Source organism: Candidatus Nomurabacteria bacterium, assembly GCA_023898565.1.
GTDB lineage: Bacteria > Patescibacteriota > Minisyncoccia > Phycocordibacterales > UBA918 > OLB19.
Genome location: CP060228.1, coordinates 167,727 through 191,106, shown reverse-complemented (window position 1 = coordinate 191,106; position 23,380 = coordinate 167,727). Strand labels below are relative to the sequence as shown.

Genomic DNA, 23,380 nt, shown 5'->3' with positions numbered 1-23,380 from the left:
GCTATGCTAAACTTCGTAAATATGACAAAAAAAGATTTAACATTAGAGCAGCAAATACAGGAAGATGAGTACAGTTATCCATATCACTGGTGTAAGAAAAGTTCCACTTCTTCGGGTCGCTTGTACTTTGGTTATCTTGACCTTGCAATAAGACAGTCATCTTTAATGAAAGAATCTCGTACTTTGAAAATTCTTGATTTAGGGTGTGGTGATGCACGTTTCTTAAAAGAATTAGAAGATCGATATCAACACAGTCTTTATGGTATAGATTATTCAGAGAGGGCAATATCGTTTGCAAAACTACTTTTGCCTAATGTTACATTTTCATCTAAAAATATTGCTAATGAAGTTACGTGCGAGAGTAACTATTTTGATGTTATTTTCATGATTGAAACGTTAGAACATATCATCCCTGATGAAATACCGTCTCTCTTAAAAGAGGTGAGCAGGATGTTGAAGCCGGGAGGTGAGTTTATTGTAACTGTTCCATCAGATGCGCTGCCTCCTGGACCGAAGCATTACCAGCATTTTTCAGCACAAAAGCTGACCGACACACTAAGTCCCTTTTTTGATGTTAAAGAAGTGGTGGGGCAGGACAAAATGGGTTTTCATCCACTTAAGATTTATGATAAGTTGATTGACAATAAAATCTGGACACTTAAAAAGCTTTCTAGTCATTACAATCTTAGTATCTGGCCTAAGTATTTTAATAAGTGTGAAAATAACAAAGGTCGTCGAGTAATCTCTGTGGCCACGAAACCTATGCAATAGGAATTTTAGCGAGTTCGTTTGAATATCAAGAATAAACTAACGAGTGTCAGAAAAGCTTTTCCGAGTAGTACATTAACTACAAGTCCTAAAATGCCGAAGAAATAGATAGCGGGTATCGTCAAAAGGTCAAAGAAAATAAGAATGCCGTTACTTAGATAGAGATTACGGATTTGTTTTTTTGATTTCATTATAGTCATCAGGATGATGTTGATGCCTGTGAACAGAAGGCTTACTGAAAACACCTGTGAAAGAAAGACAGATTCTGCATAATTTGGGAAGAATAGCTCATAGATAAGTGGCGCTAAGCCAATGTAAATGGCCACAAGAAGCAAGATTATGAGAAGAAAAGTTGCAGATTTTTTAAAAAACCATCCAATGGAGTAGGTTCTCCATGTTTTTTGAGCCATGTTTGGCATGAGTAGGTTTTCAGTTAGCTGAAGCATTGGCCGGACTTGTTCAATCGGTGCGAGTGCCAGTGTGTATACAGGGAGGGCAAGAGGGCCCAGGATTTGCCAAAGAGCTATGGTGCCAATGGAGCCAGAGGCAACGGTAAGTCCTTTGAGTAGCGATAGGTGTTTTGCGTACCCGACAATCTCAGGGTCAGTTGTTTGTTGGGTGTTGCGGAGTGTTCGTGAAATTTTAAGGTAGATATATAGTTGCAGCAGAACGGAAAATAAAAAGTAACCAAGTAGTATAACGACAATGTTATTGGTTAGGAGCAGTACGGCAGAGAACAATAGAAAAAAAGCTATATTGTACAATGTAGTTTCGCGAGCGATTGCTTTATATTCTTTCTTCCCGTTGAGGTATGATCGGTATAAGTTAAAGGTGCCAAAAAAAGGTATTGCAAGAGCGGTGACTAAAAAAGAGCTTCCCAGTATGGTGTTCTCTTGAAGAAAGTAGTATGCACTTATAGTCAAACCAATAGCTGTTCCAATGCTTCCGAATAACATTTTGGTGCGGATACCTTCTTTGAGAGCGTTTTCGTAGCCGCGACTCACTGACTGCGCGACCGCAGTATTCATTCCTTGAAGTGTAAAAATGGACAGAATGCTTGCAATCGACAGAACATATTTATATGTACCGAAAGTTTCTTGCGGTATAAAATTAGCAAATATATAGACAATGCCGAAGCTTGTGATTGAGGTGATTAGATTGGAGTAGGCTAAAAATCCACCGTTTGTGAGATGATGCCGATGAGACCTTATCAAATTTAAGAGTTTTTCAATCATAATTTTCCTGAAGAATGAATTCGATGTTACAAATTCTGTATGACCACATCTAGTGTCTAACAGTTATACTTTGTAATTAGTTACAAAATAGTGTAACCAAAATTTTGCATCTTTCTCATAGGTTAATATTAGCAGCTAATTAGTAATTAAGTACATTGTTAACCATAAGTAGAACCTTTAAAGATGTCTCTTTAAGTTTGATGTGTTGTTTCTCGTAAAAATGTGCAAAGTGACTGCAGTTTATGTCTTGCAAGAGCAATTGAGAAATGGTGACAGTGGACACAAAGAGCTGCGCGAGAAAGAAGGGAAAAGAAAGGGAGAGAAACGGTAGAGGATAAAACCGGTGGGTCGTGCGACTAAATTTTCAAGAAGCGAAGCGACTATGAAAATTGAAGTACTCTTGTAGTGAAGCGCCCACCAGTCTTTCTGTGTATAGCCTACACCTCCAAATCTCGGCCTCGTCTAGTCGGAGCTTATCGGGCGTACGTGGTATAGTTTCACCCATATGAAAGACGTAATGAAATGGTTGGTCTACGCAGGTATTTTTGCCGTGCCGTTTTTGACCTTGTACGTGGAGAATGATTACTTCTTCCCGTACATTACTGGTAAGAATTTTTGGTTTCGCATTATTGTCGATGTAACATTCGCGGCGTGGGCAATTCTCGCGTTGTATGAAGTAAAGTATCGGCCGAAAGTTTCGGGTATTGTCTGGAGCTTTGGTGCGCTTTTGGTGGTGATGTTTGCGGCCGACTGGTGGGGTCTCAATCGCAATGTAAGCTTCTGGAGCAACTTCGAGCGTATGGATGGCTACGTATCGCTTGTGCACACATTCTTGTACATGCTGGTGGCAGGAAGTGTGCTGCAAACGAAAGAGCATTGGCAGCGACTGCTCAACACCTCACTCTTCGTGGCGTTTGCAGTAGCGTTTTATGGCTTGGCGCAGTATGGTGGATTTGTCGATGGCAGCAGTCGTATCGATAGCCGTTTGGGTAATGCCGCATACATGGCGGTGTACATGCTCTTCCATATTTTCGTAGCGTTTTGGCTCTTTGTAGAGACGCGTGTCACGTTCCATAAAGTGCTCTATGGCGTGCTGGCTGCCATGTTTACCTTTGTGCTCATCGAGACCGGTACTCGTGGTACGGCAATTGGTTTGGCGGTTGGCATCATGGTGATGGCAGCGTACATTGGTCTCTTCGGCAAGCAGTTTGTGCAGTATCGCAAGTATGCCATCGGTGCATTTGTGGTGCTACTACTTGGCGTTGGTACGTTTATTGCGGCTCGTGATACCGCATTTGTGCAGAATAGCCCAAACTTGGCACGTATCGCCAATATTTCTCTGGGCGACTTGGAAATCAGAACTATCATTTGGGGTACTGCTTGGGAAGGGGTGAAAGAAAGTCCAGTCCTTGGGTATGGCCAGAGCAACTTCAATTACGTCTTTAACAAATACTATGATCCACGACTGTACGGTCAAGAGCAGTGGTTTGATCGATCGCACAACATTTTCATGGATTGGCTGGTGACCGGCGGCATCCTTGGTTTGGTGGTGTATCTCAGCATCTTTGGGTGGTGCGTGTGGTACCTGCTTGTTCGTCCACTTATCGACAAGGAGGATCATGCGTTTAATGCGATGGAGCGTGGGGTGCTCCTTGGTATCTTGGCCGGGTACTTCACCCACAATCTCGTAGTGTTTGACAATATTGTCAGCTACATCTTCTTTGCAATTATTCTTGGTTTGATTAATTCACGAGTTGGACTCGTGCCAAAGGCTGTAGCGGAGTGGAAGGTAGACAAGTCAATCATTGAACAATTTGCTGCGCCGGTCATGGCCGTGCTTGTGGTGGCGGTGATTTACTTTGCGCATGTGCCGGGTATGCATGCGGCAGGTGATATTATTTTGGCTTTTCGTGCGGCAGATCCGGCTGAGCGACTCGGATACTTTAAGCAGGCGATTGGTCGCGAATCATTTGCTCATCAAGAGATTACTGAACAATTGGCTCAGCAAACTATGAGTGTGGTGCGTGACACAAAGATTCCTGAAGCGGTACGGGCCGAGTATCAGTCCTACACTGAAGAACAACTGAGTCGCTTAGTGTCGGAAAAGCCTGGTGACGCGCGCGTGCATGTGTTTGTGGGAAGTTACTATCGCGCGATTGGTAATCTTGAGAGAGCAGCTGAGCATATGGCACTCGCGCGTGAATACTCACCGCTAAAGCAGGCCATTATTGAGCAGCAAGGTTTTGTGGCGCTCTCAGAAGGAAAGAATGACGAGGCGCTCGAATACTTTAAGACCGCCTTTGAACTCGACGTGCGCAATCTTGAGGCACGTGAGTATTACGCAGCGGGACTTTTGTATGCGCAAAAGCCAGATGAAGCGCGATTACTTATGATAAGTGCTGATGATCGAATCACCGATGACGCAATTATGCGTCGCTTGGCAGCGAGCGACTTCCTCATCAGCGCCGCCAATCAGTTTGGGCAGTACGACATTGCAATTAAACTCTTCGAGTATCGCACCCAGGCTGCGCCAGATGGTGCACAGAAGTGGGCTGAAGAGCCACAGACATGGGCCACACTCGCGTATCTCTACTACCAAAATAGTGAGCCGGAGCAGGCAATTACTGTGCTAGAAGAGGCAAAGGAGGCGTTGCCAGATTTCGAGACCACTGCCAACTGTTTCATTGGCAACATTGAGAACGGTAACGATCCGCAGGAGGGTTGTTAGTACTATGACAGTACGAGTAGAAGAAAATATTCCGTTGGATGTGCACACCACCTTACATGTAGGTGGTGTTGCTGCGTATTTTCATCGACTCACTGATGAACAAGTTTTGCCGGAACTGTCAGCTTTTGCACAAGAGCACAAAGTGCCCATATGGGTGCTTGGGGGAGGGTCAAATGTGCTTATCGATGATGGAGTGATTGGTCGACTCGTGATTAAAAATGAGCTTACTGGAGTTTCGTTTGAGGCGACCGCTGATGACGCTATAGTGCGCGTCACCGCTGCTGCTGGAGAGCCGTGGGACGCTTTTGTAGCAGCAACAGTTGAGCGAGATTTGTCAGGTCTCGAAAATCTCTCAGGAATACCGGGCACTGTCGGTGCCGCACCAATTCAGAACATCAATGCGTACGGAGCACAGGTAGCTGATGTGATTGAGGCGGTGCGCGTGTACGATGTGCAGGCCGGAGTTGAACGAGTACTAACCGCTGCGGAGTGCGCGTTTGGGTATCGAGATAGTACTTTCAAACATGCGGCGGGAGCTGATTTGGTGGTGTTGGAAGTGGTGTTTTTGCTGACAAAAGCTGCGGTAGTAAATCTCCAGTATCGTAGTTCGTCACAAAGCATTGCGCGATATCTAGAGGAACAAGGTGTTGCTGAGCCTGGCTTGGCAGATATCCGTGCAGCGATTCTGCATGTGCGCAGCAACATTGGCATGCTCGCGGGACAGTTTCGCTCAGCGGGATCGTTTTTCAAAAACACAATCGTGAGTAAAAAACAGTTTGCTGAAATTCAGTCGGTGGTGCATGAAACGTTTTCTGAACTTGATGAAAAAATGTCTCCCTGGCACTGGGAGGTTTCTGAAGCAGAAGAAAAAATTTCTACTGCGTTTTTGCTTGAGTGTAGCGCATACAACAAGCGCACGTATGGTGAGAAGCGATATAGAGGAGTGGTCGGCATTTCACCTAGGCATTCACTCTCAGTGGTGACAGAAGTCGGTGCAACAGCAAGCGATGTGCTCGATTTTGTCACCTTAATTATACGCTCAGTTGAGAGTACGTTTGGAATTACGATTGAGCCAGAGGTACATTTTGTTTTGAGTAATGATCGCGAGAAAAAATACGGGTAAAAAATTTCTTTAAAAAATTTTTAAAGAAATTTTTTTATCCCCAAAATGGTTGTAAAAAAAATTGTGTAACGATTAATAACGCGCCATAATATTTGTAAGCAAAAATCTTCTCCTGGTTTGTTCTTTGAAAATGAGAAGGTCTTGCGGTCGAACTTTATTCATACAAGTATCTCTCATCACGCTATGCCAGCAGCAAAGAAAAAGGTGGCTAAGAAGCCAGCTAAGAAAGTTGCAAAGAAGGCTGTTAAGAAGGTAGCAAAGAAGGCAGTAAAGAAGACTGCAAAGAAAGCTACCAAGAAAGCGGTAAAGAAGACTGCAAAGAAAGCAGTAAAGAAGACCGCAAAGAAGAAGACAGCTTCGAAAAAAAAGTAGTTAGGACGGACGGTGTTCGTCACCTCCGTGTTCGACTTATTGCATAATCGCCCTTTGGGGCGATTTTGCGTAGTGCAATAGTAGAAGCCTTTATCTTTGGTCAGATTGCGCTATACTACGCCCATTATGTCATTTTTGGATAGATTTTTCGGTCCTACGTACGAAAAGGAACTAAAGGCAATCAAGCCAATTGTCGCTGATGTTAATAGTCGAGAGGAGGCAATCGCTGCGTTGTCTGATGATGAGTTAGTGTCTCGTTTGCAAGCAAACAAAGCAAAAGTATCCGGTCCAGACGATTTGGATGCGGTTTTACCTGATGTGTTTGCACTGGTGCGAGAGGCGGCTAAGCGTACACAGGGTATGCGTCATTACGATGTGCAGCTCATTGGTGGTGTTATCTTGCACCGCGGGAAAATTACCGAAATGCGTACGGGTGAAGGTAAAACATTGGTAGCAACGCTGCCAGCGACGCTCAATGCACTCACTGGCAAGGGTGTTCATGTGGTAACCGTTAATGATTACCTTGCGCGCCGTGATGCGGTGTGGATGGGTCAGGTGTACAACAAGCTCGGACTCAGTGTTGGTATTGTAAATCATGAAGAGTCGTATCTCTACGACCCTGAGCATCAGGAGAAGGATGCTGAGCGTGATGAAAAAGGTTCATACAAGGTGGTACATGAGTTTCTTCGTCCATGTACGCGTCAAGAGGCGTATGCTGCCGACATTACGTATGGTACCAACAGCGAGTTCGGCTTTGATTTCTTGCGCGACAACATTGAGTACGACGCAGCAAAGTTACGCCAACCGCACCATGCGTATGCCATTATCGACGAGATTGACTCCATCCTGATTGATGAGGCTCGTACCCCGCTTATTATTTCTGCACCGGCTTCAGACACAGAGAATCTATATCCAACCTTTGCCACCATTGCCGCACGACTAAATATCGAAGAGCACTTCACTGTTGACGAGAAGCACAAGAGTGCAACGCTCACTGATGCAGGGATTGAGGCGGCTGAAAAGATGCTCGGCATTGAAAATATTTATACCGAGAAAGGTCTTAAGTATGTACATCATCTTGAGACAGCTGTTCGTGCGAAAGCTCTCTTTACCCGCGATAAGGAATATGTGGTGCGTGATGGTGAAGTAGTTATTGTCGACGAGTTTACTGGTCGTTTGCAGCCTGGTCGACGTTGGTCTGACGGCTTGCATCAAGCGGTTGAAGCCAAGGAGTCTGTACAGATTCAGAAAGAGTCAAAAACGTTTGCGTCTATTACGTATCAAAATTACTTCCGTATGTATGATAAGTTGTCAGGCATGACCGGTACGGCGATGACTTCACAAGAGGAGTTTTATACGGTGTACAAGCTTGAAGTAATTCCGGTACCAACTAATCGTGAGGTGCAACGTATTGATCGTAACGACCTCATCTATCAGAACGAAAAAGGTAAGTTCGCAGCGATTATTGAAAAAGTGAAAGAGGTGCATGCCAAGGGTCAGCCAATTTTGATTGGTACTGCTTCAATTGAGTCAAACGAACGTCTCTCAGCGGCGCTTGCTACTGCTAGTATTAAGCACGAAATGCTTAACGCAAAGAACCACGAACATGAAGGTGAGATTATCGCGGCAGCTGGTCGCCCAGGTGCGGTGACGCTCGCTACCAACATGGCGGGTCGCGGTGTCGACATTAAGCTTGGTGGACCTGATGCGTCCAAGGATGAGGCGAAAAAGGTGAAAGAACTTGGTGGGCTTTTTGTGCTCGGTACTGAGCGTCACGAGGCACGTCGAATCGACAACCAGCTACGTGGTCGTTCTGGTCGTCAGGGAGACCCTGGTGAAACCCAGTTCTTCGTTTCAATGGATGACTCGCTTATGCGTGTCTTTGGTGGCGATCGAGTGAAAAGCCTCATGGGTACGTTTAAGATTCCCGAAGATCAGCCAATTGAAATGGGTATGATTTCCCGCACGTTAGAGAGCGCTCAGTCTAAGATCGAAGGGTTCCACTTTGATGCTCGTAAGCAGGTGCTTGCCTACGATGATGTACTCAATGTGCAGCGCCAGGCTATTTATGCTCGTCGACGCAAACTGCTCACTGGTGAACCGGCCGAAGTGGAGAGTGTTATGGAGGAATTCACTGACGAGTTCCCGGAGTTAGAGGCAGTGGTTGTGGCTAAGAAACAAGAATTCGGTGCTGAAGTTTTCACTGATGTGTTTCGTCGCCTCACGCTCCAAATGATCGATATGCTCTGGGTGGAACATCTTGAAGTTATGGGTTATACGCGCTCAAGTGTGAGTTTGCGTGCCTACGGACAGCGTGACCCGCTGATTGAATATCGCAAGGAGGGCACTCGTCTCTTCAAGGAAATGCAACAAGCTCTCTTCGTGCGACTTTCAGAAGTATTGCCACGCATTCAGCCACAAGTGGTAGCCAAGGAAGAAGAAGAACGAAAGCATGAAGCTGAAGTTGCGCAGCAATCAGCTGGTGAGACAGTAGAATCGCAGAGCAAGAAACGCGCACCGGTTGTGGCCAATAAGACGCACAGTCGTAATGATGTGGTAACTATCACCAATGGCTCAGAGACACAAGAGCTCAAATTTAAAAAAGCTGAACCGCTCTTGGCAGAAGGGTGGAAATTAGTTAAGTAGCAGTTAGTCAAAAAAGATCCCGCGAGGGATTTTTTTGTTGTTCAAATAGTAAATGCAGTTTACAATGTGCTTCTATGACTCTTATTCTAAGACTTCTGTTTAACGCACTTGGCTTGCTGTGTATCGCGAATTTTGTAGCAGGCATTCATGTCGACGATTTTTACGCAGCACTTATTGCTGCCATCATTCTCGGTCTTTTAAATGCGATTATCAAGCCAATTCTTTTTGTTCTGACACTACCAATCACGGTCATCACTCTTGGCCTGTTCGCTTTTGTATTGAATGCGCTGCTGTTTTTGTTCGCAGCTTCGTTCATCGAAGGGTTTGCTGTTGATGGTTTCTGGTATGCGCTTCTAGGGTCACTTCTTATGAGTGTGGTGAGTACTGTTGGTAGTCGCTGGATTGGCAAAAGTACCACTCGCTAAGGAGTCTAGCCAAACCGTATTTTAATTGCATATTTTGCCTAAGTAAGGTACTGTTTTGAAACTCAAAACAGTATGTTTGTTGATGAAATTACAATTTACGCAAAAGCAGGCAACGGCGGTAACGGCGTTGTTCGCTGGCGTCATGAAAAATTTAAGCCAATGGCAGGGCCAGCTGGTGGCAACGGCGGACGCGGCGGTGATGTTTTTGTGCGCGCAGTAAAAGACCTTAATCGCCTTGCTAAATATACGGGGAATAAGTCATTCGTGGCGGAGGCTGGCGCTGCTGGCGCCAACAATAGCCGTGAGGGTAAAGACGGCGAAGATTTATTCATTGACGTGCCCGTTGGGTCTAAAATTACTGACATTGACCGTCGGCGAGTATTTGAAGTGACTGATGTGGGGCAGACAGAGCGTATTTTAAAAGGTGGCGGTGGCGGACTTGGCAATGAGCACTTTAAGTCCGCAACAAATCGATCTCCAGAGGAAGCGACCAAAGGTCGTCCTGGCGAAGAAGGAAATTTCTTAATCGAGGTCGCACTGATAGTTGATGTTGGGTTTGTTGGATTGCCAAATGCTGGTAAGTCTACGCTCATCAATTCACTTACCAATGCGCAGTCTCGTGTTGGCGCGTATCCATTTACCACACTGGAGCCTCACTTGGGTGAGTTGTATGGTTTTGTCTTGGCAGACATCCCAGGTCTTATCAGTGGCGCCGCTGACGGAAAAGGTCTTGGTCATAAGTTTCTACGTCACGTATCACGCACAAAGATGCTCCTTCATGTGGTTTCGCTTGAGCACGAAGACCCTGTCTCTGAGTATTATGCCATTCGTGAAGAGCTATCTAAGTACGGAGATGGTTTACTAGAGAAGGAGGAATGGATAATTTTGAGTAAAAAAGACCTTGTAAATCAAGATCATATTGGAGATGTCTGTAAAAGACTTGAAAAAAATGAGAAACGTGTTCTTGTTGTTGGTCAAAATGACCCTGATTCCTACAAAAAACTGCAAGATACATTGATGCAGCATCTGCAATCTCGCTCACGGTAGCGTTTGAATTCTACTCAAAACACACTGTTTGCAAAACGCAGCTGTTTGTTGGTGAGTCTGCGCGCCAGCTTGTCAGTTGAAGAGTCTGTCCGTACAATGTGGAGCACAGACTTAGTAGCTAAATATCTGTTGAAACCCATGTCTTACACCCCGACAATTGGTCTTGAAGTTCATGCCGAACTAAAGACCGCTAGTAAAATGTTTTGTGGTTGCAAAAACGCTCCACATGACAATGAACCTAATACGAATGTTTGTCCAGTATGCTTGGCACACCCAGGTACACTGCCGGTTCCTAATGAGCAGGCGATTGAGATGGTTCTCATGTTTGGTCAAGCGGTTGGTGCAACGCCAGCGACATACTCAGAGTTTGACCGAAAAAATTACTTCTATCCAGACATTCCCAAAGCGTACCAAATCAGTCAGTATGCTTACCCGTTCTTGAGTGGTGGCTCGCTAGAAGAGGTTGAGCTCACTCGAGTACATTTGGAAGAAGATACTGCTCGCAGTCAACATGATAAGGGTGAGGGAAGTCTGGTTGACTTCAACCGGTCAGGTGTGCCGCTCATGGAGCTCGTTACGGAGCCAGTCATTCACGATGCTGCGACTGCCGGAAAGTTTGCACGCGAGTTACAGCTTTTGCTTCGGACACTTGGTATTTCTGATGCCAATATGGAACGAGGGGAAATGCGTGTTGAGGCAAATATATCTGTCAGTCCTAATGAACATTTTGGCACTAAAGTTGAAGTGAAAAACCTCAACTCGTTTAAATCAGTTGAAGCAGCGATACAGTACGAGATTGCTCGACAGATTGAGCTTTTGGAAAAGGGAGGGAAAGTAGTGCAGGAGACACGGGGGTGGGATGAGAACCGTAGCAAGACATTTAGTCAGCGTTCAAAAGAGACCGCCAAAGATTACCGCTACTTCCCAGATCCTGATATTCCAAAGATTAACGTGGCTGAACATGCTGAGTTTTCTTCAAATCGTCTATCCGAGAAAATGCCTATTTTACCAAGTAAAAAAAGGCTAGATTATAAAAATCTCGGATTACCGAGTGATCAAGTAGAGGTAATTATATCCGATAAAAACCTTGACGATTACTTTTCCTTGCTTATCACTGAAGTGGGGCAATCTGAATCAATACTCAAGCTTTCAGCAAACTACCTCACTTCAGATGTGGTTTCAATTCTGTCTGCAGGAGATCGACACTTATCAGATCTCAAAGTCGCTGATTTCGCTTCTCTTATGCATATGATAAGTGCAGGCGAAATAAATTCTCGTGTAGCGAAGGATTTGTTGCCGGAACTTTTTGGATCTGAGGTGTCACCGCAGGTACTCGCCGAGAATAAAGGCTTACTACAAGTTTCTGATACTGCATCACTAGAGTCAGTTATTGCTGAAATTATCACTGAGAACGAAACTGTTGCGGCTGAATATCGTGCGGGTAAAGCGGCTGCTCTACAGTACTTGCTTGGACAGGGCATGAAAAAAACACGTGGCGCTGCCAATCCTGCGGTACTAAAAAGTTTGCTGGAAAAGGCTTTAAAATAAGCTTTTCTCGTCTAGGCTGGAAAGTAATACACCTTAAGTAGAGGTGTATTATTTTTTTCTCTGTTAAAATATGGACATGGACAAGGTGGTTCTTGATGGTATTGAGTATGTGCGGGCTTCAGTTATTGCCAAGCGGTTTCGGTATACTGCAGATTATGTTGGTCAACTCTGCCGTAACAAGAAAATTGATGCTAGGTTGGTTGGTCGTTCCTGGTATGTTAATCCGCTTTCGATGGATGAGTACAGAGCGGGTCGGCACCAAAAAAGAGAGGCTACGCAGCAGACAGAATTTGTAGCGGAAGAGTCAGCTAATATCACTCACACTCAGGTTCAACCATCTCTACAGCGCAGCGTCGCCGGTACTCCTTTGAAGTCGGCCACCCTTAAAATTCTAGCCGATCAGCAACTACGCCAGCATGGTGCCAGGCGCAGCTTGCGTGTCACATACGAACCGGATCACGGCAATCTTATCCCAACGCTTACTAAGCGAGAGACAAGACCACCCAAGTACATTCACATCCAACCTGCTGAGTCTAAAAAGCTAGGTATATCGAGCAGCCGTGCACACCATATGTCATCATTTGCTCCAACAGAGATGCCAGAGGTAGCTTTATCAGGTAAAATACCTGTTCTAGACTATCCTGATGCAGAAGCGACTCTTGCTGCGCCTGATTTATCAGCGGAGACAATACCAGATGTCGCATCAGATAGACGAAATATCTTTAAAAATAAAGATATATCTGATAAACCTGTAAGTACCGAGTCTTTGGATGTTAATGTTCATGGCACTGACACAGCTTTAGCCAAGGTTGGAAAAACTAAAAGAATAAGGAACAGTGCAAATCTTGTTCAAGAGGCGCAAATGGCTGAAACTCCAGCAAATCTACCGACGGGAGACTTTTTGACCAAGGTAAGTCTTGAAAAAGGAATTCCTCACGTTGTAGGCACTGTTCCTGATAAAAAGATGGTCTCTTCATTTTCGCCAAAATCAGTTACTTTGGATGAAGCCAGTTATCGCACAAGCAGCTTGGTGCTTTTTTCGCCGGTTATTGCCACGGTTATGGCACTGGTGGTTGTTGTGTTGCTATTTTTAAGTAGCCTCCAGGTTACGGTTACGAACGATAATTCTGACTCTCGACTTGTTTTTCAGATGGCGAGCCTGCTCGATTTTTTGCGTCAATAAGAGTGATTAATGTAGTAAAAGTTATACACATATAAACGTTCTTCGAGTAGTCGATTCAGCTTTATAATTAAAGTTAAATCGATATGAATAGCTCACTCGAGATTGATGGAAAAGTACTGCATCCAATCAAGGAAGCAGCTCGGTCGACAACGTATTCGCGTGATTACATCACGCGCCTCGCTCGTGAAGGTAAAGTTGTCGCTTCTTACATCGGTCGACAGTGGTTTGTCGATCTCGCTTCACTCAAGTCGTACGCAGAAAACGCTGCGCTTGAGCAAGAGGTACGAAAAAAGATTTTAAGTCAAGAGAGGAAGCGTGAGCGTCAGTTGCGTGAGGCTGTTGAAGAACGTCGCACCCTACAGATTAAAAAGGCACATTCCCTTAACGCACGGGCTGCCTTTGCCGCTGCATTTGTGCTCGGGGTTGGTTTGCTTGCGGGGCAAGGGGCGTACCAACTAAAACACTCGAATGCTCACGTGTCACTTGCCGACAAGGTGACCGTACAGCAATCGGCCCAGTTGACTCAAGTAAGTCCGGTTGTTTCAGAAGCAAAGCGGCCGGCGACTCAGGCTCAGAAAGATACGGCTCAATTTACGCAAGCATCGCTCGGCGAGATTGATCATGGAATCATTCTTTTTCCGGCAGGGCTCAATACAGAACGACCAGAACGATTATTTTCCGACACAGTAGAGGTTCGAAGTCTTTCTGATGGTTCGCAAGTGATTGTTCCGGTGGACGCAAGCGGTAATCAAGTCGGTAATGAAGTGCCTTTTGTAAGGGTGCCTGTATCGTCTTCAAATATGTAGGTATGTTTTTAGCTTATTCGACAATCAAGAAAGTGACCAGGGCAATGAGTCTTGCCATGTTTGCTTTGTTTGTTGCGGTAAGTTTTGTATCTGCTGAGCCAAATCAGCAAATTAATTACCAAGGTAAGCTTACCGACAGTTCAGGAGTGGCAGTGCCTGATGGTTCGTACAACATGCGTTTTTGGTTGTTGCAGAGCACCAGTCAGGCTACTACGTCGGCAGTATGGACCGAATCACTCACTGGCGCTGATCAAGTGCAAGTCACTAATGGTCTTTTTAGCGTAATGCTTGGCTCCACTTCACCGCTTACTAGTGTCGACTTCGGTCAGACGCTCTATTTGGGTGTGGAGATTGGCGGCACTGGAGCGCCTGCCTGGGACGGCGAGATGTCACCTCGCAAGCCACTTGGTGCAGTGCCCGCCGCTTTCGAATCGATGAAGCTTGGTGGTGTTGCCTCGTCGTCTTTCTTACGTTCCGATGAGGCTGATCAAATGATTGCTAATACTTTTGACGGCACTCCAGTATTAACAATCCAGCAAACTAGAAGTATTGCACCAGGCGATGTTTTGTCGTTGCTGGACTATAATTCGAATGATTTATTTACAGTGACGGCTGCTGGTAGAGTAGGAATTGGCACGACTACTATGGATCGCTTATTAAATGTTGCAGGCGCGACAAATGCTGGCGCTCGCTTCACTGATACGACCAATGAGGTAAAAGTTGATGTACGCAGTGAGGACTTCCAAGGCTTCCTAGGCACCTTCTCAAATCATGATTTACGACTCATTACCAATAACACTTCACGGCTTACCATCACCTCGGGCGGCAACGTTGGTATTGGGACATCAACACCAACTGCTAGGCTTGACGTGTCAGGTAGTATACAAACAACGAGTACTAGCTCGCATATCTATGTCAACCGTTACGGTGCTATTACGGATGTAAACTATATAGGTATCACTAATGATCGTGCTGCGTTTGGGTATAACGGTAGTACTGCAAATACTGCTATACATGGAGGTTCTGGAAAAGGTATTGAATTTAATGTCAACAGTTCTGTTTTTGGTTCTGGTACAGCAGCGGTTATTACTCCAACTGGCAACGTCGGCATCGGTACCACCTCACCGTACGCCAAGCTATCAGTAGCTGGCGATATAGCTCTTACGGGAGGTGTGTATGACAATAATGCTACTCGAGGTACTACTGGTCAGGTGCTTCAGACTACGGGTGCGGGTGTGGAGTGGGTCGCAACTTCTAGTCTAGGCTTTTTGTCCGACACGAGCGGTGATTGGGTGGGCACATTCGATGGTCAAGAGGGTAGTTATTACATAGCTAATAGCTTCTCAACAACTTCAGCAAATTTTTGGGAAACACAACAGACAGCGCGTACGGCTGATAATTTGACTGACAACTCTATTGAAGAATTGTCTGACGTGGCGGCCATGACCAAAAATTACGGTGACCTTTTTTACTGGAATGGTACCGCCTGGGCAGACATTGCCACCTCATCGCTCGGCCTTGGTAATGGCACTTTCTTAGGGTTGTCTGATACGCCGGGGTCTTATACCAGTAATGCGATTCCGTATGTCTCAGGTTCAGCGCTCGCGTTTGATTCCACCTTTGTGTACGACGGTACCAATCTTGGTTTGGGTACTGCTTCACCTGGCGCGATGCTCGATATTTTCGGAGCAGGCAACAGCCTCCGGCTTTCATATGATGGTTCAAATTATGCAGAGCTGAGCGTTGATAGTTCTGGTATCCTTTCACTCGCCTCTACTGGTGGAACAGGGAGCGGCTACACGCTTGGCTCTGGCTTAGCTGAAGACACCTTTACTTTGTTTGATGGTAACGCACTCGATTATTACTTTGGTCTTGATGATTCAGACGACACTTTCAAGCTCGGTACTGGCAGCACCGTGGGTGCGAATGTGATTGGAGCATTTACGAGTGCGACGAGTACGTTTAATACAGCGATTGTGGCATCTACGACAGCTACCTCAACTTTCACCAATGGTATCGCTCTCTCTGGTGGATGTTTCCAGACTGCCGATGGAAACTGTCTCAATACCGCAGGCGACACTTCCGTGGTGGTGGCAGCCTCAGACTCTCCAGCAGCAGAAAAGGCATATGCTGACTACGTGGCTGATGGTACGAGTGACGAAGTTGAGATTCAGCAGGCGATTGATTATGTGTATGCCAATGGCGGTGGTGGTACGGTGTATCTCTTGGCTGGTAACTTTGAAGTTTCTACATCCACCGCACCAGGTATCGCAATAAATATGGCGACCAACACTCAGCTTATCGGGCAAGGAGTTTCTACTGTGATTAAATTGAAGGACAATAACGATTTGGGTGATGTGGTTATTTTGAGAGCAAGCAGCACTCCTCGAGTGGCAATTTCTAGTCTCAAAATTGATGGTAATCAGGCAAACCAATCTAGTTCACAAACTGCGGTGTACCTCAGTGATTCAAGTAGCTCAACCATATCTGAGCTTGAGGTAGTTAATGTTGATAACTATGGTGCTGATGTTAACAATTCGACTGATGTTCTTGTGATAAATAATAAACATATATATGGAATAAACGTTTTTCTTTCCAGTCGCATAAGAATCAAGAATAACAATATCGCAGGCATTGATATTGACGGTTCGTCTGATGTGGAGGTTGCTAGTAACAACATTAGTGAAAATTGGGACGGCATAGCTGCATATAATTCGAGTCGGTTGTCAATTCAGAACAATACAATGTGGGCGAGTGCTGACAGTGCTCTTTACTTCGAGAATATAACTTACTCTAATGTTGCTAATAACGTTATCTCCAATACTGGCAAGGGTGTTACTCTAACTGAGGAGTCTATGTACAACGTTATTTCGAGTAACCAGCTATCAAATCTTAGTGCAGGTATTTATTTTGACGCTCCGTATAGCTATGCTCCTTCACATAATATTGTTAGCAATAATGTTATCAGAAACATCTTCGGCAGCTTTGTTGGTGCAAACGGTATCTTTCTAGGTTGGGGTGCTTCAGATAACACTATTTCTAACAACAAAATTGAGAATGTTGGACATGCCGCAATTGCTGCATATAGTAGGTACGGCGGCAATGCTGCCAACAATGTCATTTCTAATAACCAATTGTACTCAATAGGTTTGTCTGGTGCACATCCTGCAATCGATATTGCAGAAACCACAAACATCGCAATCGTTGCAAATAGTATTTATTCGACGTCGACGTATGCGTTGATAGAAATTGCCAGCGGTGCTGTTGATACGACTCTTGCTTCAAATCATTTCGAAAATCCAAACAGCACAAACTACATCGCGGATGCGAGTGCGAGTACTCGCTACAACGAATGGGATAGGACTACGATCACGACAGATAGCGCTCGCGGGTACAATCTCTTCAGCATCATTGGTTCAACTACTGCAACGTCCGCTGCTATCACACAGCTAGGTGCAGGAGATATTCTCACACTCGACAATGCTTCCGGTCGTGTCTTAACCATGACCAACAGTGGCAATCTCGGCCTGGGTACGTCAAGTCCAGCGGCAAAACTTTCTGTCGCCGGCAACACCTGGCTCGACTCAAACGTGATTAACTTCGCGTCTTCAAGTGCATCTTCACTCCTTCTTCATTACTTCACTGCTGCCACCAGTACGGTAGTGAATGGTGATAGTTTTGCGTGGACTATCGCTACTTCAAGTTCAGTGTCGCCAATCTTCCGGATTGATACCTCAGGTTCGTATGCAAATACACTTATCTCTGGTGGCTTTGATGTTAATAATGGTGCAATTTCGTATAACGCAGCAACCAACCAGACCACTATTGAGAACCTGGCGTTGGGCAACATGAAGTTTGAGGATGATGCTGGAGTGGTGACGTGGACTGACATGGGCGTCACTGCTGGCGCTTCGGTTGGTACTGTCGAAAGTTATACTGCTGCTATTGATGGTAACTCACTACTTACTCTGTATGGTGAATCTGATGGAGCGGGTAGTGTGACCGATCTTGCTGTGGGTATTGGTACTACCTCGCCTTGGGCACGCTTCAGCGTGCTTGGTGACGCAACCGATGCTACCAAGCCGCTCCTTACGGTTGCGTCATCAACCGGTGATGCGCTCTTTCATATTACAAACGCAGGTAGGGTTGGTATTGGCACCACTTCACCAGCGGCAAAATTGGCAATTCAAAATACTGCGTTTTCTGGAGCAGGAGTGGTTGGACTTGATCAGTACCTCGAAACACAAAACAGTGTTCTTTCAGCAGTGCAGTATGGTAATCGATTTTTCCTCGATGCTAATAACACTGCCACTACCACCATTGTGGGGAGTATGATTCGCCTGCGGGACGATACTACATATGGTAATACGGTGCGTACGCTTGAAGTACAAGCCAATCGCGGTGCGAATACGTACGGTGAAAATACGGCGATTTCAGCCTTCGCCCGCACTTTTGGTGTGCGAGCAGTCACGACTGGTGAAGCAGGCGATACCTACGAGCCAGCAGCTGGTTTCTTTGAGACCGAAGGTACTGCTCAAGGTAATGCAATTCGTGCGTATACTGATACGCTTACTACTGCCAGCTTGCTTTCACTGTTCCAGTCAAGCTCAACCTTCGCCGGTACCGGCCTTGAGATGAATTTTGGTAATGGCACGGGGTCATTCTCTTCGTCCACATCTAAGTACCTCGACTTCCAAAACGGCGGCGCATCGGTCTTTACAGTATCAGCCTACGGCACGACTACCATCGGTGATGGTACCACCAACCATCTTGCAGGACTTCAGATTGGTTTTGGTGGTATTTGTGTCGATAATGATGGTTCGTGTACTGCTTCTACGTCAGGGCGCATCACTTCAGTAGAAAGTCTGACTGGAAATTCTGACCTCGCAGAAATGTATTTCAGCAGCACCAATCTCGAGCCAGGCGAAGTGGTGGTGCTTGATGGTGAGCTTTCAATTGATCGTGCAGAACAGGGAAGTGACATGCCGGTTCTTGGTGTGGTTTCTACCAAGCCGGGTCTGCTTCTTGGTTTTGACGATTCCTCACTTCGTGCCGGAGAGCGTGGGTACCCACTGGCGCTATCTGGACGTGTGCCAGTGAAGCTTTCAACCGAAAACGGTCCAATTAAGCGTGGTGATTCACTTATGCTTTCATCTCTGCCGGGCGTAGCCATGAAGGCAACTGGCACGGGAGCAACTATTGGTATTGCTCTAGAGGACTTTGATGATGCACGCAAGTACAGTGAAACATATCTCAATCAATTTGGTGACGACATGGTGGAGCCAGTGTATGAGCCAATTTATACCAATCTTGATCCGCGACTTGATGATGGTTGTTATTACGGTGGTGGTAATGCGGTAGGCGATGAACCGTGTGTGCCGCTCTCGGCCACCACTACACAAGGTCAGATTGATGAAGCAAACCACATCGCTGAAGCAGAGAGTGTGGCTGAGCAAATGGACGCGCTGCGTGATGAGCGAAGTGAAACAAAGCGATTGGCGGACGGTACGGCAGTGAAGGTCGGTCGCGTGGTAATGTTTGTTGATCGAAGCTACCGCTGGTTTGATGATTCACAGCTTGCGTCGCTCGGCACACTCTTTAGCACCTCATCGATTGAGACGGTTGGTGATAATGAAGACGAAACAATCTTCGATCGCCTAGTGACACTTGCCAACAACTTCGTAGACGGCGTTCTTTCAGTCTTTACACTTAAGGCAGACAAGGTTGAGACTAGTGAGCTCTGTGTCGACGGAGTGTGTGTCACCGCTGATGACTTGCGTACTATGCTGAACACAAATTCTAGCGCGCCAGTGAGTTCAAATAACTCACCAGTGACAGGAGAGGGTAGCGAATCCTCTGAAGAAGGTGCTGTATCGGAGCCACCAACTGAGGTGCTCCCTCCGAACTCCGCCACTTCCACCGACGAGGTAGCCACCACCACGGAAGAGCCGCCGGCGCCAGTGGAGACGGCTACTTCTTCATCTGAAACAGAAGCTGAGCAAGGTGTGCCTGTGACAGAAGCAGGTGAAGGGCTTGGGGACGAAGTCGTGGCAGAGAATGAAGAAAATATAGTCATAACGGAAGATGAGTCGCTGGAAGTACCGGAGCCGCCGGCTGCAGATACAACGGAAGCCGACCCCGTTTCGGCAACTGAGGAAGTAGAAGCAGAGTCTCCACATAGCGAAGATGCTGTGTAGTAAAGAAAAATTGTATGACAGTAGCCATTAAAAACATCATTGAGTACGTTAAAGCCGCGGTTGTCGCTGGTTGTGCTGTGATTGTGTTTGCGCCGATGCTGGCTGAGGCAGGTACATTTACGATTTCAGGTACAATTTATGATGATGAAGGTGCGACAGCTGCTTCATTTGCAGAATCTTTGTTTTTAGCAATTGGTACTTCGACTGTCAGCGTGCAGGCGACTTCATCAGACAATAGCGGGAATTTTAGTTTCACAGTTGATAATAGTAATGGTGTTGGTGTCGACACGCCATTTGTTATCTGGATTTGGAATTCTGGTTTTGACGAAGGAACTGTTGTGTCAAAATTTGCCTCGTCAACTGAGAATCTAACTGGCGTTGATATCTACAATAATCGGATAATTGTACGTCAGGAGGGAGCAACAAGTACTACGTTGGCTGATTTGGATACGTATGATGCAAGCCAACATGCTGATATTGGATACACCGCCTCTACTACGGGTGACACTCTTACCGTTGAAGACGGTAAGGAGTTATATATTTGGAGTAGTAGCACTTTCGTAAATGCTGCGTCATCTACCTTCTCTGGTTCATTCCATAACGACGGCGGAGTGTTTGATAATAATGGTGGTTTAGCAAAATTCACCGGCACCAGCAAAACGCTCTCTGGCACCCTCACCGGCTCTTCAGCTTTAGGCGACATCTCTATTGAGGGTTCATACACTGCCTCAAACAATGCGTCTACCTCAAACCTCACCATCTCTGGCTCTCTGGTCGCGCCAAGTCTTCTGACTATCGGTGGTGACTTTAGCCAGAATGGCACCTTTGATAACAACGGTGGCACAACCTACTTCACTGGACCAGATCCGCTCGTGATGGGTGACTTGGTGGGAGCTAACGCACTCGGAGATGTGGTGGTGGCGCCGAGTAGTGGAGGTGGGGCATGGACCGCGCGCAGTGCTGCGGGGGATAATGATGACTGGTATGATGTTACCTACGGCAACGGCCTCTTCGTGGCGGTGGGTTGGGCTAGTAATGGCGCAGACGACGTCGTCATGACCTCACCCGACGGCATCACTTGGACCGTCCGCTCCGCCGCCGGGGATAACGACAGCTGGCAATCAGTCACCTACGGTAACGGTCTCTTCGTGGCGGTAGGCAGCTCCGGCGACCGCGTCATGACCTCACCCGACGGTGTCAATTGGACGGTGCGTTCAGCCGCCGGAAATAACGACAGCTGGCTATCAGTCACCTACGGCAACGGTCTCTTTGTAGCGGTGGGGTACTCTGGCGACCGCGTCATGACCTCACCCGACGGTGTCAATTGGACGGTGCGTTCAACAACAGGCTCATGGAACTCGGTGGCTTACGGCAACGGTCTCTTTGTAGCAGTTGGAGCAGGCGCAGATCGCGTCATAACCTCACCAGATGGTATTACGTGGACTGTTCGCGAGGGTCTTGGCAGCTGGGAATCGGTTGTGTATGGCGATAGTTATTTTGTGGCGGTTGGTTGGAGTGATGATAATGTGATGCGAAGCGTGACTCCATCGCTAACAATCTACGATGCATTAAGCCTTGATTCTCTGACTAACGCAAGTACCAGTTATGCGACTGTAATTAGTACGTCTACAGTAACTGTCTCAGATTCTCTGACCAACGACGGTTACTTAAACCTGACTGACGCGACACTTTCTGTGGGTGGAGATTATACCAACAACGGCATCTTAGCAGCTTCTACTTCAGAGGTGATTTTCTCGGGTGTTACGCAACAAACCGCCACGGGTACATTGTCTGGTGACAGTGCATTCTATGATCTCACCATTTCAAACACGTCGCAGGATGGTACAACTACCCAATCAGTCATTTTCGGTATGCCGGTAGAAACAACCGGTACGTTTACCATGACTGCAAGTACATCTGCTCAGTTTGTGGCAGGCGCTACGAGTACATTTGAGAGCGTAGACTGGCAAGGCGGTGCTTCTTCTCCTGTGTGGCTTCGCTCAAGTGAGCAGGGTACGCAGTGGTACCTCGATATTCCAGGTAGTCAGCTGAATGTTCGATATGTAAATGTAGAAGACAGCGGCGCTTCGTCGACTGTTGCTGCTCTTGATTCGGTCGATTACGGAAACAATGTCAACTGGACGTTCAGCACGTCATCTCTCGTTGTTGGTTCCACCACGATTACAAATCATGACGACACGCAAGTGAATAATGCCTTTAACTTCCAAAACAAAACTGATGAAGCACTCTTTGCTTTCAAGCTTATCCCGGAGAGTGGTTCTGCTACGGTGACCGACCTCACTATTACCGTCAGCGGTGCGAAGAAGATTGATGCGAGTGACTTCTCAAATATTCGCTTATTCCGTGACCACAATAATGACGCTCTCTACGACGGAGGCGATGAGCAGGTTGGTGGTACAGGTGTTTTCACACTTGATGACAAGACTGGCACGATTGTTTTCACAACTGACTTCCTCTCTACTACTACCACGAACTACCTTGTAATTGCAGACTGGAATGCGCCGGAAAATGGCGCTGCTATGATGCTTGCGCTGTATGCGGATGATCTGGCAGTGGCGGATGAAGTGGGAGTACAGGATGTGTACGGTACTGTCGACTCAGTGCAGCACAATCGCAACAATCAAAGCGGCGGAGGCGGCAGTAGTGCAGCTGTCGGCGATTCGGCACCAGAAGGTCGTTCGGTCGAGACTGGCGGCACCGAAGAGGCAGGGGAACAGATTGGGGATGATCCAAATTACAAGTGGCCAACTGCTCATGCTGGTGACTTCACTACCGGTGCCAATGCCTATGACCAGACCGACGGCACCTATGCGACAACCAACACCACTAATGCCTCTTCTTCATACTCAGCGTACGGCTATGCGCTTGGCGGCAGTAGTGTGGTGACCGGTATTGAAGTGAAGCTCGAAGTGTCTGGTACTACCGCCGCCGGCGACATTGGTGTTCAGCTCTCGTGGGACGGCGGTACCACGTGGACTAGTGCCAAGACAACACCAACACTCACGACCGCTGATAAAGTCATTACACTCGGCGGTGCGAGTGATACCTGGGGCCATGGCTGGAGTGCTGGTCAGCTCAGTAATGCTAACTTTGCGGTACGCATTGTGGGTAATCCATCCAGCAATACAGTACAGGTTGATGCGATTCAGGTGCGGGTGTATCACTACGTTGGCGGCGGCGGGGCCGGCGGCGGCGGGGCTATTTAAAGTGTATAGTATGCTTACTTTATACACAGGCACAGCTCAAAACGGGCCGTAGGTGGCAGAAAATTGCTATAATTA

Annotated in this window: 13 protein-coding genes; 12 read left to right on the top strand and 1 reads right to left on the bottom strand. The window is 46.6% G+C overall.

Annotated features, from left to right (window positions below; all coding sequences use genetic code 11):
* Positions 1–21: 21 nt before the first annotated feature.
* On the top strand, positions 22–771 hold the full coding sequence (locus H6780_00865; GenBank protein USN88962.1) for a class I SAM-dependent methyltransferase: 750 nt from the start codon (positions 22–24) through the stop codon (positions 769–771).
* A 5-nt stretch (positions 772–776) separates the two neighbouring features.
* On the opposite strand, the gene H6780_00860 is transcribed toward H6780_00865, so the two are convergent.
* Entirely contained in the window at positions 777–2,003 is a 1,227-nt protein-coding gene (locus tag H6780_00860; GenBank protein ID USN88961.1) for an oligosaccharide flippase family protein, read from the bottom strand.
* A 505-nt stretch (positions 2,004–2,508) separates the two neighbouring features.
* Between H6780_00860 and H6780_00855 the strand changes: the two genes are divergently transcribed.
* The 11 genes from H6780_00855 (at position 2,509) to H6780_00805 (ending at position 23,305) form a co-directional block, all read left to right on the top strand.
* On the top strand, positions 2,509–4,731 hold the full coding sequence (locus H6780_00855) for an O-antigen ligase family protein (GenBank protein ID USN88960.1): 2,223 nt from the start codon (positions 2,509–2,511) through the stop codon (positions 4,729–4,731).
* A gap of 4 nt (positions 4,732–4,735) precedes the next feature.
* Positions 4,736–5,854: a UDP-N-acetylmuramate dehydrogenase gene (locus H6780_00850; GenBank protein ID USN88959.1), complete on the top strand. Its 1,119-nt coding sequence runs from the start codon at positions 4,736–4,738 to the stop codon at positions 5,852–5,854.
* Positions 5,855–6,037: 183 nt separating this feature from the next.
* Complete coding sequence (locus tag H6780_00845) at positions 6,038–6,226, top strand: hypothetical protein (GenBank protein ID USN88958.1); 189 nt, start codon at positions 6,038–6,040, stop codon at positions 6,224–6,226.
* Positions 6,227–6,352: 126 nt separating this feature from the next.
* Positions 6,353–8,872, top strand: a complete 2,520-nt coding sequence (secA, locus tag H6780_00840; GenBank protein USN88957.1) for a preprotein translocase subunit SecA — start codon at positions 6,353–6,355, stop codon at positions 8,870–8,872.
* A gap of 74 nt (positions 8,873–8,946) precedes the next feature.
* Complete coding sequence (locus H6780_00835) at positions 8,947–9,297, top strand: phage holin family protein (protein ID USN88956.1); 351 nt, start codon at positions 8,947–8,949, stop codon at positions 9,295–9,297.
* A 72-nt stretch (positions 9,298–9,369) separates the two neighbouring features.
* Positions 9,370–10,344, top strand: a complete 975-nt coding sequence (gene obgE, locus H6780_00830) for a GTPase ObgE (protein USN88955.1) — start codon at positions 9,370–9,372, stop codon at positions 10,342–10,344.
* 138 nt (positions 10,345–10,482) lie between these two features.
* The gene (gene gatB, locus H6780_00825) at positions 10,483–11,892 is read left to right on the top strand and encodes an Asp-tRNA(Asn)/Glu-tRNA(Gln) amidotransferase subunit GatB (protein USN88954.1); all 1,410 of its coding nucleotides are present in this window, start codon (positions 10,483–10,485) and stop codon (positions 11,890–11,892) included.
* Between the two features lie 76 nt (positions 11,893–11,968).
* Complete coding sequence (locus tag H6780_00820) at positions 11,969–13,075, top strand: hypothetical protein (GenBank protein USN88953.1); 1,107 nt, start codon at positions 11,969–11,971, stop codon at positions 13,073–13,075.
* 83 nt (positions 13,076–13,158) lie between these two features.
* Entirely contained in the window at positions 13,159–13,881 is a 723-nt protein-coding gene (locus H6780_00815; protein USN88952.1) for a hypothetical protein, read from the top strand.
* Positions 13,882–13,883: 2 nt separating this feature from the next.
* Positions 13,884–20,078, top strand: a complete 6,195-nt coding sequence (locus H6780_00810; protein USN88951.1) for a right-handed parallel beta-helix repeat-containing protein — start codon at positions 13,884–13,886, stop codon at positions 20,076–20,078.
* 14 nt (positions 20,079–20,092) lie between these two features.
* A complete protein-coding gene (locus H6780_00805) occupies positions 20,093–23,305 on the top strand; it encodes a hypothetical protein (GenBank protein ID USN88950.1) in 3,213 nt (1,070 codons plus the stop codon).
* Positions 23,306–23,380 lie beyond the last annotated feature (75 nt).

Bases quoted from the DNA above. Each gene is read 5' to 3' on its own strand.
- H6780_00845 (USN88958.1), top strand. From the start codon at position 6,038: ATGCCAGCAGCAAAGAAAAAGGTGGCTAAGAAGCCAGCTAAGAAAGTT.
- gatB (USN88954.1), top strand. From the start codon at position 10,483: ATGTCTTACACCCCGACAATTGGTCTTGAAGTTCATGCCGAACTAAAG.
- H6780_00815 (USN88952.1), top strand. From the start codon at position 13,159: ATGAATAGCTCACTCGAGATTGATGGAAAAGTACTGCATCCAATCAAG.
- H6780_00865 (USN88962.1), top strand. From the start codon at position 22: ATGACAAAAAAAGATTTAACATTAGAGCAGCAAATACAGGAAGATGAG.
- H6780_00850 (USN88959.1), top strand. From the start codon at position 4,736: ATGACAGTACGAGTAGAAGAAAATATTCCGTTGGATGTGCACACCACC.
- H6780_00835 (USN88956.1), top strand. From the start codon at position 8,947: ATGACTCTTATTCTAAGACTTCTGTTTAACGCACTTGGCTTGCTGTGT.
- H6780_00805 (USN88950.1), top strand. From the start codon at position 20,093: ATGACAGTAGCCATTAAAAACATCATTGAGTACGTTAAAGCCGCGGTT.
- H6780_00855 (USN88960.1), top strand. From the start codon at position 2,509: ATGAAAGACGTAATGAAATGGTTGGTCTACGCAGGTATTTTTGCCGTG.
- secA (USN88957.1), top strand. From the start codon at position 6,353: ATGTCATTTTTGGATAGATTTTTCGGTCCTACGTACGAAAAGGAACTA.
- obgE (USN88955.1), top strand. From the start codon at position 9,370: ATGTTTGTTGATGAAATTACAATTTACGCAAAAGCAGGCAACGGCGGT.
- H6780_00820 (USN88953.1), top strand. From the start codon at position 11,969: ATGGACAAGGTGGTTCTTGATGGTATTGAGTATGTGCGGGCTTCAGTT.
- H6780_00860 (USN88961.1), bottom strand. From the start codon at position 2,003: ATGATTGAAAAACTCTTAAATTTGATAAGGTCTCATCGGCATCATCTC.
- H6780_00810 (USN88951.1), top strand. From the start codon at position 13,884: ATGTTTTTAGCTTATTCGACAATCAAGAAAGTGACCAGGGCAATGAGT.